General features: G+C 67.4%; 10 protein-coding genes. 2 read left to right on the forward strand and 8 right to left on the reverse strand.

Translation table 11 applies throughout. The annotated features are described in order from the left end of the window. Positions 1-93 precede the first annotated feature (93 nt). The 8 genes from ACTHNC_RS18935 to ACTHNC_RS18970 form a co-directional block, all read right to left on the reverse strand. Positions 94-906 (reverse strand): amino acid ABC transporter ATP-binding protein, encoded by an 813-nt coding sequence (locus ACTHNC_RS18935; protein ID WP_440296185.1) that lies wholly within the window; start codon positions 904-906, stop codon positions 94-96. Continuing rightward, positions 903-1,907, reverse strand: a complete 1,005-nt coding sequence (locus tag ACTHNC_RS18940; RefSeq protein ID WP_440296186.1) for an amino acid ABC transporter permease — start codon at positions 1,905-1,907, stop codon at positions 903-905. The genes ACTHNC_RS18935 and ACTHNC_RS18940 overlap by 4 nt, the downstream gene beginning before the upstream one ends. A 4-nt stretch (positions 1,908-1,911) precedes the next feature. Further along, positions 1,912-2,823 (reverse strand): ABC transporter substrate-binding protein, encoded by a 912-nt coding sequence (locus ACTHNC_RS18945; RefSeq protein ID WP_440296187.1) that lies wholly within the window; start codon positions 2,821-2,823, stop codon positions 1,912-1,914. A 244-nt stretch (positions 2,824-3,067) separates the two neighbouring features. Further along, positions 3,068-3,709 carry an FMN reductase gene (msuE, locus tag ACTHNC_RS18950; protein ID WP_440296188.1) on the reverse strand — a complete coding sequence of 214 codons (642 nt, stop codon included), beginning with the start codon at positions 3,707-3,709 and terminating at the stop codon, positions 3,068-3,070. Between the two features lie 153 nt (positions 3,710-3,862). Next, positions 3,863-5,587 (reverse strand): dipeptide ABC transporter ATP-binding protein, encoded by a 1,725-nt coding sequence (locus ACTHNC_RS18955; RefSeq protein WP_440296189.1) that lies wholly within the window; start codon positions 5,585-5,587, stop codon positions 3,863-3,865. Then, positions 5,584-6,666 (reverse strand): ABC transporter permease, encoded by a 1,083-nt coding sequence (locus ACTHNC_RS18960; RefSeq protein ID WP_440296190.1) that lies wholly within the window; start codon positions 6,664-6,666, stop codon positions 5,584-5,586. The genes ACTHNC_RS18955 and ACTHNC_RS18960 overlap by 4 nt, the downstream gene beginning before the upstream one ends. Before the next feature lies 1 nt (position 6,667). After that, complete coding sequence (locus ACTHNC_RS18965) at positions 6,668-7,768, reverse strand: ABC transporter permease (protein ID WP_440296191.1); 1,101 nt, start codon at positions 7,766-7,768, stop codon at positions 6,668-6,670. A gap of 105 nt (positions 7,769-7,873) precedes the next feature. Next, positions 7,874-9,496: an ABC transporter substrate-binding protein gene (locus tag ACTHNC_RS18970; RefSeq protein WP_440296192.1), complete on the reverse strand. Its 1,623-nt coding sequence runs from the start codon at positions 9,494-9,496 to the stop codon at positions 7,874-7,876. A 318-nt stretch (positions 9,497-9,814) separates the two neighbouring features. On the opposite strand from ACTHNC_RS18970, the gene ACTHNC_RS18975 reads away from it, so the two are divergent. Beyond that, positions 9,815-11,794, forward strand: coding sequence for a DUF5107 domain-containing protein (locus ACTHNC_RS18975; protein WP_440296193.1), 1,980 nt, complete (start codon positions 9,815-9,817; stop codon positions 11,792-11,794). Positions 11,795-11,916: 122 nt separating this feature from the next. After that, positions 11,917-12,198, forward strand: a complete 282-nt coding sequence (locus ACTHNC_RS18980; RefSeq protein WP_440296194.1) for a hypothetical protein — start codon at positions 11,917-11,919, stop codon at positions 12,196-12,198. Positions 12,199-12,201 lie beyond the last annotated feature (3 nt).

Consider the following 12,201-nt stretch of genomic DNA (forward strand, 5'->3'; position numbering starts at 1 on the left):
TGCCCACGGCTGTTCGCGAGAAGGCTCACTTGAGCACGATCGTGCGCGCAGAGCGTCCGATCCGTTCCGGCGCCGGGCATGGCGCCATGCTCATCAGAGCACCTTGGACAGAAACGCCTTCGTCCGTTCGTGCTGCGGATTGGTCAGCACCTGCCGAGGGTCTCCCGCCTCGACGATGACACCGCCGTCCATGAAGACGAGCGAGTCGCCCACTTCGCGTGCGAATCCCATCTCGTGCGTCACGACGACCATCGTCATGCCGGTCTCGGCCAGCTCCCGCATCACATCGAGCACTTCTCCGACGAGCTCGGGATCGAGTGCGCTGGTCGGCTCGTCGAAGAGCATGAGCTTGGGCTCCATCGCCAGCGCCCGCGCGATCGCGACCCGCTGCTGCTGGCCGCCGGAGAGCTGCGACGGGTAGTGCGAGGCGTGGTTGCCGAGGCCTACTCGGGCGATCAGTTCGCGACCGCGTGCGACGGCATCCTGTTTGCGGATGCCCTTCACCCGCACCGGCGCCTCCGTCACGTTCTCGAGAGCCGTCATGTGCGGGAACAGGTTGAAGTGCTGGAACACCATGCCGATGTCGCGGCGCTGAAGGGCGGCCTCGCCTGGCTTCAGCTCGTAGAGCTTGTCGCCCTTCTGGCGGTACCCGACGAGCTGGCCGTCGACGTAGAGCCTTCCGGCGTCAATGCGCTCGAGGTGGTTGATGCAGCGCAGGAACGTGGACTTGCCGGAGCCGCTCGGCCCGATGACGCACATCACCTCGCCGCGGCGCACGTTCAGGGTGATGGACTTCAGCACCTCGTTGCTGCCGAAGCTCTTGGAGACCGCGCTCGCCTCGACCATCGGCGTCGATGCCTGCGCATCGGCGGACCCCGCGCTGGGGCGCGTCGTCGCGTCGCTCATCCCTTTCCTCCGATGTCGATGCCCACTCCTGCGACAGCGCCCGATGCGCTGACGCCGGCGTCCGCTGTTCCCACCGCGGGCCGGCCTCGCCCGGTACCGCGTGAGAACCGCTTCTCGAGGAAGTACTGCCCGATCATCAGGATCGAGGTGAAGAACAGGTACCACAGCGACGCCACGATGAGCAGCGGGATGGGCGTGAACGTCTCCGCGGAGATGTCGCGCGAGCGGCCGAACAGGTCGAGCGTGAACGGCACGGCCGCCACCAGGGTGGTGGTCTTCAGCATCGAGATGACCTCGTTGCCGGTCGGCGGGATGATGACGCGCATCGACTGCGGGATCACCACCCGGCGCATGGTCTGCCACCACGACATGCCCAACGCCTTCGCCGCCTCCTCCTGGCCCGGGTCGACGGAGAGCAGGCCGGCGCGCACGATCTCGGCCATGTACGCCGCCTCGTTGAGCGAGAGCCCCACCACGGAGATGAAGAACAGCGGCGGAACCCACGTGATCGGAATGGTCGCCCAGGTGTGCACGAACGGGATCCCGATCACGAACGTGTTGTAGATGAGCGTGATGAGACCCCAGAACACCAGCTGCACGTAGACAGGCGTGCCGCGGAAGATCCACAGGTACAGCCACGCGACGGCCTTCAGCACGGGGTTCGGCGAGAGTCGCATGACGGCGAGGATGAGCCCGAGGATGATGCCGATGATCATCGAGTAGACGGTGAGCTCGAGCGTGATGAGCGCCGCCTGGCTGATGCGGATGTCGAAGAGGTACTTGGCGACATCCGGCCATCCGAACGCCTTGCGCTGCGCGGCGTCGAGCACGAACAGCACCAGCAGCACGATGAGGATGACGGCGATGGCGATGCGCCATGGATGCCGCAGCTTCACCGCTTTGATCGCCTCCGGGCGCTCGGTGGGCACGGACGCGGTGGGAACGCCGGGCGAGGCGGACGTGGCGCCGTCCGCCTCGCCGCGCTGTTGCGAGTCGCTCATCGGCTTACGACGACGCCTTGGATGCCGCGTTGATCTCGATGGTCTTCACGCCGCCGTCGTCGACGCCCCACTTCTTGAGGATCGTCGTGTAGGTGCCGTCATCGACCAGCGACTGCAGCGTCTTCTGGATCACCTTCGTCAGCGGCGCGCCCTTGTCGACCGCGATGCCGTACGGAGCGATGTCGAAGGTCTTGCCCGCCTTCTGGATCTTGCCGCCCTGCTTGCTGATCGCGTACTCCGTGATCGGGGAGTCGGCGCTCATGGCGTCCACCTGGCCGAGCACCAGAGCGTTGGTCGCCTGGTCCTGACCGTCGTACTTGAGCACCTGGATGGCCGGCTTGCCGGCATCCGTGCACGCCTTCGACTTGGCGGGAACCTCGTCGGTGTCCTCGTAGGTGCCGGCCTCGACGGCGACCTTGAGCCCGCACGCGTTGTCGGGATCGACCGTCTTGCCCTTCAGCGACGCCCACAAGATGCCCGCGTTGTAGTAGTTGACGAAGTCCACCTGCTTCTCGCGCTCGGTGGTGTCGGTGAACGAGGAGACGCCGATGTCGTAGCGGCCGCCCGTGATGCTCGGGATGATGTTGTCGAACTTGGCGATCGTGTAGTTCATCTTGACGCCGAGCTTCGCTCCGATGGCGTTCGCGAGGTCGATGTCCCACCCGATGGGCTTGCCGTTCGCGTCCTTGTACTCGTTCGGTGCGTAGGTCGCGTCGACGCCAACGGTGATCTGGCCGGACTTGGAGATCGTCGACGGAAGCGTCTTCGCGAGCGCGTCGTCCTTCTTCACGCCGTACGGGTTGGACGCCCCGGAACCTGAGGTCGACCCGGAGCCGGAGCCGGAGTTGTCGACGCATCCGGTGAGCAGGAGCGCCGTGGCGATGGCGACCACCGGGAGCGCGTATCGAATTCGCATGGATGTACCTTTCCTCGTCTTTGAGGCGCGGCGCGTGCTGTGTGAACGCCGACGGGATCGTAAGAAGAGACGACTGACTGACGAGAGTCTACGTAAGTCAGAGGCCGGCTCTGGTCACGATCGGGTCCGAAGCGCCTCGCGAAAAGGCTATGGTGCCCGCATTTCACGAACGTTTCGCGTCCGGCACCCCGGACGCCAATTTCACGCGCCGACTGCAGGTTTCCTGCGCGGCCCCTGAGGTGCCCTACGTGTAGAGGCGCACGGGGCGCTGCGGCTCGTTCGGCGCGACGCTCGCGTCGAACTGCTCCCCCGTCTCCAGGGACTGCCGGATGCGCCGCTTCTCCTGCACGCTCGAGGTGATGAGCGGCAGCCCGCGCCGGATCGACGTCTTGATGCGCTCAACGAGAAGCGGCGACTCGATGCGGTAGCCGTCGAAATCGGACTCGTGCGCGTACACCCCGACCGGAAGCGTCAGTGCCTGGAAGAACCCGAACAGCGGGCGCAGCTGGTGCTCGACGATGAGCGAGTGACGCTCGCTTCCGCCGGTGGCAGCCAGCAGCACGGGGGTGTCCACGAGCGCGTACTGGTCGACGAAGTCGAAGAAGTGCTTGAAGAGGCCGGTGAAGGATGCCCGGTACACCGGAGAGGCCACCACCAGCAGGTCCGCGGTCTCGACGCGGCGCAGCTCGTCCTCGACGGAGCGCGGCAGCGCCTTGCGGTCGAGCACGCCCGCGAACTGCGGGCCGACATCCGTGATGCGGATCACGTGAGGCTCGACCGGCAGCTCCTCTCCGAGCTGTCGCAGGACCTCGTCGATGAGCACGTCGGTCTTCGACGGGTTGTGCAGGCTGCCGGAGACGGCGACGACGCGAAGCGGCTCGGTCATGTACGTCTCTCCTCTCGTCGGGCACGGCGGGTCCGGCCTTTGCCGGCGTCCAGGGCATCCGAGTGCTCGGCTCCGGATGCCCTACCGACGATAGGCGGCGACGTCGTGACGTGCAGAAGCGCACGTCACACGACGACACGCACGACCTGACCGCTACGACCCGGCGACGAGCTCCTGCAGCTGCTCTCGTCGCTTCGCCTGCTGCACGGGGTCGGGAACCGGCAGGGATGCCAGCAGTCGCTGCGTGTAGGCATCCTTCGGCGCCGACAGCACCTGCTCGCCCGTGCCCTCTTCGACCAGACGCCCGTGATGCATCACGGCGATGCGGTCGGCCACGATGTCGACCACCGCGAGATCGTGGCTGATGAACAGGCAGGCGAAGCCGAACTCCTTCTGCAGGCCGGCGAACACCTCGAGCACCTTCTGCTGCACGGAGACGTCCAGCGCGCTGGTCGGCTCATCCGCGATCAGGAGCGGCGGCTTCAGCGCGATGGCCCTCGCCAGGCTGGCACGCTGCCGCTGGCCGCCGGAGAGCTCGTGTGGGTAACGGTCGCCGAACGCGCGCGGCAGCTGCACCGCCTCGAGCAGCTCGTCGACCTTGTCGCGGACATCCGCAGCGTTGTCCGCCCTGCCGTGCACGATGAACGGCTCTGCCACGCACTGAGCGATCGTGAGGAGGGGATTGAAGCTCGACGCCGGGTCTTGGAAGACGAAGCCGATCCGGTCGCGAACCGGGCGGAAGCGGCGCTCGGAGACACCGTTCATCTCGTGGCCGAGCACCTTCAGGGAGCCGCCCGTCACCCTCGTGAGCCCGGCGATCGCGCGGCCTACGGTGGTCTTGCCGGAGCCCGACTCCCCCACCAGCCCGAGAACCTCGCCAGGACGGATCGCGAAGTCCACGCCGTCGACGGCGACGAAGCCCTTCTGGCCGATGCGACCCGGGTACTGGATGCGCAGACCGGATGCCTTCACCACCGGCTCGCTCTTCGCCCACTCCGCGGGCCGTGCCGCCAGCCTCTCTCGCGCCTGCACCGTGCCCTCGCCGATGCGGGGAACGGCGGCGAGCAGCTTCTTCGTGTACTCCTGCTTCGGATCGGCGAACAGGGTGGAGACATCCGCCTCCTCGACGAGCTTGCCGTTGTACATCACGGCCACACGGTCGGCGAGGTCGGCGACCACGCCCATGTTGTGCGTGATGAGCACGATCGCGGAGCCGAACTCCACCCGGCATCGGCGCAGCAGGTCGAGGATCTCCGCCTGCACCGTCACATCCAGCGCGGTGGTCGGCTCGTCGGCCACGATCAGGCGCGGCCCGAGCACAAGGGCCATCGCGATCACGATGCGCTGCTTCTGCCCGCCGGAGAACTGGTGCGGGTAGTAGTCCACCCGGGTCTCTGGGTCGGGGATGCCCACCTTGCGCAGGATCTCGATCGCCTGCTCGCGCCCCTCCTTTTTGGAGATCTTCCCGTGGGCTCGCAGCCCTTCGACGATCTGCCAGCCCACCTTGTAGACGGGATTCAGTGCCGTGGACGGCTCCTGGAACACCATCGAGACAGCGGGTCCGCGCACCTCGCGCATCTGCCGGTTGCTGAGCGCAACGACATCCGCGTGCCCCGTCTCCGTGCTCACCAGCACGGCGCCCGACGACGTCGCGGTCTCGGGGAGCAGACCGAGGATGGTGCGCGCCGTGACGGTCTTGCCGCTGCCGGATTCGCCGACGATGGCGAGCACTTCGCCGGGCGCCACGTGCAGGCTGACCCCGTCGACGGCCTTGACCGCTCCGGCGTCGGTCGCGAACGACACGTTCAGGTCGCGGATGCGCACCGCGTCGCCGGCACCGGATGTCTGCGACGCCTTCGCGGCGTTGGTCGCGTTCACTCGCGCACCTCGATTCCCTCTTCCTCGATGCCTGCGCCCGGTTCGAGCCCTTCGAGCCCGCCGGGAGCCTCGTTCGGCCCACCGGGAACGACGCTGATGTCCGCGGTCTCACCGGATGCGGCAGCGACGGCCCGCCGACCACGCAGCCTCGGGTCGGCGAGATCGTTGAGGCTCTCGCCGACGAGTGTGATGCCGAGCACGACGAGTACGATCGCGAGGCCCGGGTAGAGCGCGGTCCACCAGATGCCGCTGGTGACATCCGCGATCGCCTTGTTCAAGTCGTAGCCCCACTCGCTCGCGGACGACGGCTCGATGCCGAAGCCGAGGAAGCCGAGGCCCGCCAGGGTGAGGATGGCCTCAGACGCGTTCAGGGTGAAGATCAGTGGCAGCGTGCGGGTCGAATTGCGGAACACGTGCTTGAACATGATGCGGCCGCTGGACGCTCCGACCACCTTCGCGGACTCCACGTACGCCTCGGCCTTGATGCGCACCGCTTCGGCACGGATGACTCGGAAGTACTGCGGAATGTAGACGACGGTGATCGAGATGGCTGCGGCGAAGATGCCGGCCCACAATCCGGACTGGCCGCCGGAGATGACGATCGACATCACGATGGCCAGAAGCAGCGTCGGAAGCGCGTAGATCGCGTCGCAGATGACGACCAGCACGCGGTCGATCCAGCCGCCGATGTAGCCGGAGACGAGGCCGAGCAGCACGCCGGCGAAGATGGACAGCACGACGGCGATGATGATCACCAGTGCCGCCGTCTGGGCGCCCCAGAGCACTCGGGAGAAGACGTCGTAGCCGCCCACCGTGGTGCCCCAGATGTGTGCGGGGCTCGGTGGCTGCTGCGATCCGAAGTCCTTGCCGTCTGCTCCGTGCAGCTGAGCGAAGCCGTATGGCGCGATCACCGGCGCGAAGACCGCGACCAGGACGAACACCGCGGTGATGACGAGGCCGGCGATGAGCATCCCGCGCTGAATGCCGACGGACTGCCGCAGCTGGTGCACGACGGGCAGCCTCGACCAGATGCTGCGCTTCGCCGGACGGGAGACGGGCATGGTGGCGGTGGTGGCCATGTCAGTACCTCACCCTCGGGTCGATGAGCGCCGCGATGACGTCGACGATGAAGTTCGTGAACGCGACGATCACCGCCAGCATGACGACGATGCCCTGCACGGCGACGTAGTCGCGCGCCTGCAGGTACTGGGCGAGCTGGAAGCCGAGGCCCTTCCACTCGAAGGTCGTCTCGGTGAGTACCGCTCCGCCGAGCAGCATCGCGATCTGCAGGCCCATGACGGTGATGATCGGGATGAGCGCCGGGCGGTAGGCGTGCTTGCGCACCAGGCGGAACTCGCTGACGCCGCGGGCGCGGCCGGATGCCACGTAGTCGGTGGAGAGCGTGCTGATCACGTTCGTGCGCACCAGCCTGAGGAACACGCCGGCGGTGAGGAAGCCGAGCGCGATGCCAGGAAGCACGGCGTGCGCCAGAACGTCGCCCACAACGGCAGGGTCGCCGGTCTGGAACGAGTCGATGAGATAGATCCCGGTCGGATGATCGAGCGACTGCATCGTCAGCTCATCGCCGGTCGTCGCGCGGCCCGAGACGGGCAGCCAGCCGAGCCACACGGAGAAGATCAGCTTGAGCAGCAGGCCCGCGAAGAACACCGGGGTCGCATAGCAGAGGATCGCGAAGATGCGCAGGAGCGCATCCCACCCCTTGTCCCGGAAGTAGGCGGCGAGCATCCCGAGCGGGATGCCCACGATGAAGGCCACGATGAGCGCGTAGAACGCGAGCTCGAGGGTCGCGGTTCCGTACGTGACCAGAACAGTCGTGACCGGCTGGTGGTCGCTGAAGGTCGTGCCGAAGTCGCCTGTGACGATGCCGCCCAGGTACTGGAAGTACTGGACGATCAGCGGCTGGTCGTAGCCGGCCTCGTGGATGCGCCTGGCCAGCTCGTCCGGTGGGAGCCTGCCGCCCTGCGCAGCGGTGATGGGGTCTCCGGTCGTGCGCATCAGGAAGAAGACGACGGTGACCAGGATGAACACCGTCGGGATGATGAGCAGGAATCGGATGATGATGTAGCGGAGCAGTCCGCCGCCTGAGCGGCTCTTGCCTGGCGCTGATGCCGGTGCCGACGTCTGTGAAAGCGGGTCGGGCGCATCGAGCAGGGCTGTCATAACTTCCTCGTTGAACAGGTGGTTCTCAGGGCACGTGACCCGGGTGGTCCGGCTATTGAGGGCCGGACCACCCGTGTCAGTACTTCGATCTAGAGCTCTTCGACGCTACTTGTGCAGTGGTGCGTACCGGAACTTGAACGAGGCGTCGAGCGTCGTGCCCTTGACGTTCGAGCCGACGACCGCCACCTGAGAACCCTGCAAGTAGGGCAACGTCGACAGGTCGTTCGCCACCTTGTCCTGGATCTGCTCGATCAGCTTGGCCCGTGCGGCCTTGTCGGTCGTGCCCACCTGCTCGGTGATGAGCTTCTGCACCTCGGGGTTGTCGTAGTGGTTGGAGAGGAAGTTGTCCTTCGAGAAGAACGGCGTGAGGTAGTTGTCGGCGTCCGAGTAGTCCGGGAACCAGCCGAGCTGGTACGCGGGGTACACGTCGGCGACGCGGTCCTTCGAGTACTGCACGTACTCGGTCGAGGCGAGGTTCACCTTGAACAGGCCGCCGTTCTCCAGCTGATCCTTGATCATGGCGTACTCGTCGGCCGAGGACGGGCCGTAGTGGTCGGGCGTGTACTGCAGGCTCAGATTGATCGGAGTGGTGACTCCGGCGGCCTGCAGCGTCTGCTTCGCCTTGTCGAGCGACGGACCGCCGTTGCCGTCGCCGTACAGCGGCTTCAGCGACTCGGTGGCGCCGGTCAGGCCCTGCGCGACGTAGGAGTACAGCGGGGTGTAGGTGTTCTTGTACACCTGGCTCGCGATGGCCTTTCGGTCGATCAGGTCGGCAGCCGCCTGGCGAACGGCGAGTGCCTTCTTCGCGTCGGCATCCGGGGTGGTGGCACCGTACGGCATCGTGTTGAAGTTGAACACGATGTAGCGGATCTCACCGCCGGGGCCGTCGACGACCTTGACCTTCTTGTCCGAGCGCAGGCTGTCGATGTCGGTCGCCGACAGGGAGCGGAATGCGACGTCGATGTTGCCCTGCTGGATGTCCAGCTTCATGTTCGGGGCGCTCGCGTAGTACTTCACGTTGATGGTGCCGGTCTTCGCCGGGCCGAGAAGGCCCTGGTAGTCCGGGTTCGCCTTGTACTGGATCAGGCTGTTCACCTTGTAGCTCTTGATCGTGTACTGGCCGGCGAACGCGTCGCCCTTGACGATCGTGTTGTCGGGCGTGACCTTGTCTGCCGAGAACACCTGCTCGTCGACGATGGGACCGGCCGGGCTGGAGAGCACCTGCGGGAACGTCTGGTCGTTGGCGACCTTCAGGTGGAAGACCGCGGTCAGCTTGTCGGGCGTCGTAACGTCTTTCAGGTTGCCGAGCAGCGACGCCGGACCGTTCGGGTCGTTGATCTTGAGCTGCCGCTCGAACGTGAACTTCACGTCAGATGACGTCAGCGCGTGACCGTTCGCGAACTTCAGATCCTTCTTGAGCTTCACTGTGTAGTCGGTGGGCGAGGTGAAGGATGCCGACGCGGCGATGTCGGGCTTCACGTCCGGGCTGCCGTACGGGGTGTTCATGAGGAATGGGTAGACCTGGTTCATCACCGCGAACGAGCCGTTGTCGTACGAGCCCGCCGGGTCGATGCTGGTGATCTTGTCGGTGGTGCCGATCGTGAGCGATCCGCCACCGGTGCCGCCCGACCCGCCCGAGCCGGAGCATCCGGCCAGTGCCAGGGCGGAGACGGCGAGCGCGGATGCGCCCAGGAGCACGCGCGCGCGACGAGATGATGCCGATTTCATACGGGGAGAGCCTCTCTGCTGACCGATCAGTGCGATCTGGATCGCAAGTTCTGTGAGCGCGCACAGAAGCGGGTGCGCTTTCACGGGTTCTTATGTCCTAACACACCGCCGATCGAGACCTCGTCGCCAGTGTGGGAGCACGCGCAGGATCGTTATTCGATGGAAACGCATTGGGCACGAATTGCGCACGAAACTGCTCGTTCGCGCAACGATCGTGTGCGCCGTTCGGGTTTCCCGCGTCCTCTGCGAACATGGGGCACGATGAACGAGCAGTCTTCTTCAACGCCATCCTCCCGTCTCACCGCGCAGGAGCTCGTCATGCCCTCCGGCGACCTCGGCGAGGTGAACCCACTCCCGCCGATCGCCGGCTCCGGCGACCTTCACAAGGATGCCGGCGCCGACGACGTCGACGACGAGCTGCGGTTCGGCCTGGGCTACGGCAAGGTCGAGACGGTGCTGCCGTACCTGATGCAGGACGGATACTCCCGGGGGCTGCGTGAGGCGGCGCATCCGGTGGCGGTGCTGGAGAACTCGTCTGTGCGGGCCGAGTTCCTGCTCGACCTCGGCGGGCGCCTCTGGTCGCTCGTGGACAAGCGGACCGGGCGCGAGCTGCTGCATCGCAACCCGGTGTTCCGTCCAGCGAACCTCGCGCTGCGCAACGCGTGGTTCGCGGGCGGCGTGGAGTGGAACCTCGGCACGACCGGGCACTGGCCGCTGACGTGTTCGCCCGTGCACGCGGTGAGGGTGCGACGTGAGGACGGTACAGAGGCGCTGCGCATGTACGAGTACGAGCGGATGCGCGGACTCATCGTGAGCATCGACGCGTCGCTCGCGCAGGATGCCCCGCTGCTGGTGGTGACCGTGAGCATCCGCAATCCGCGCGACACCGAGGTGCCTGTCTACTGGTGGTCGAACATCGCGGTGCCTGAGCGGGAGGACGTGCGCGTCGTCGCCCCGGCCGACTCGGCCTACCGGTTCGGCTACGAGGGCACGCTGTCGACTGTGCCGTTCCCCGATGCCTACGCGGACGGTGTGGACCGCAGCTACACGACGCGGTCGCGCGACGCCGCCGACTACTTCTTCGAGCTGAACCGGGCGCCGACGCCGTGGATCGCCGCCCTGGACGGCGAGGGCAAGGGCCTGTTCCAGGCCTCGACCGCTCGGCTGCGCGGCCGCAAGCTCTTCCTCTGGGGCACCGCGCAGGGCAGCAGGCACTGGCAGCGGTGGCTGACGGATGGCGATCATCCGTACCTCGAGATCCAGGCGGGACTGGCGCGCACGCAGCTCGAGCACCTCCCCATGCCGGCCGGCGAGACCTGGCGCTGGAGCGAGGTGTACGGCCTCGCGGAGGCCGACGCCGAGGTGGTGCACGGGTCGTGGGAGCAGGCGGTCTCCGCGGCCGGTGACGCCGTGAGGCGGACACGGGCCGACGAGGTGCTCGCGCGGGAGGACGGCCGCGACACCCGGGCGGACGAGGTCGTGGAGGTGCTGCAGCGCGCGTCCGGCTGGGGTGCCCTCGAGGATGCCAGGCGCAAGCACGCGGGCGAGCCGCCGCTGTCGACCGCCGCGACGCCGTTCCCAGCGAGCGATCTGGGCGCGGAGCAGGCATGGTGGATCGACGCGCTCGAGCACGGTTCTGCCGCGGAGCCGGATCCGGCGTCGGACGCCGACGCGAGTGTCGGACCCCTCTCGTACCAGTCCGACCCGGCATGGGAGCCGGTCGTGGCGGCGCAGCCCGGCTGGACGGCGCGCCTGCACGAGGGCGTGCTGGCCGTGGCGCGGGGGCGGTGGGATTCCGCGGTCCAGGCGTGGCGGGCATCCGTGGCGCTGACCGACAACGGATGGGCGTGGCGCAACCTCGCCGTTGCGGCGTCCCGCGATGGCGACGTGGTCGCGGCGGCGGATGCCTACGCGAAGGCGCACGCGCTCCTCCCCCACCTGCTGCCCCTCAGCATCGAGGCGGTGCGCCAGCTGCTCGACAGCGGCCGCGCGGCCGATGCGCTGGCGCTCATCGAGTCGCTCGACGCCGCGCAGCGAGCCGATGGCCGCATCCGTTACGCCGAGGCCGCCGCCGCCCTCAAGGTGGGCGACCTCGACCGCTGCGAACGGCTTCTCGATGAGGGCATCGAGATCGCCGACCTCGAGGAGGGCGAGACCTCACTCGACGGGCTGTGGGTGGACTACCAGGCGGCCCGCGTGGCGGAACGCGACGGCGTCGAGGTGACGGACGCCGTGCGCGAGCACGCGGCGCGGGACTTTCCGCCGCCGGAGCGGTACGACTTCCGCATGCACGTGTGACGGATGCGCCACTTCCCTCTGTTCCGCAGTCGCAGATTGTGGGTCGCCTCAGGGGGACACCCGCAATTCGCGACAGCGGATGCGTCCACGCGAGGACTCTGCCGCCGCGCTACGATCGGCGCATGACCCGCCGACCGATGCCCGTTCTGCTGACCGCGCTCGTCGCGGTCACCGGGCTCGAGTCCCAGTCCGCTCCGATCGTGAGCATGGTGGTAGGCGCCGCTCTGATCGCGGTGGTGGCGGTGGCAGCGCTCGGTGTGCTGGCACGGGCGGTGGCGCGGCGGCGCCCGGTCAGGGCCCGGGTGGCACGAGCCGCCTGGCTCGCGGCGACGGCGACCGCGACACCGACGCACACGGATGTCCGTGCCCTCATGCGCGCACGACCGCCGTCGGCGACACCGTAGCGG

The sequence above is a fragment of the Humibacter sp. genome (genome assembly GCF_051954055.1).
GTDB lineage: Bacteria > Actinomycetota > Actinomycetes > Actinomycetales > Microbacteriaceae > Humibacter.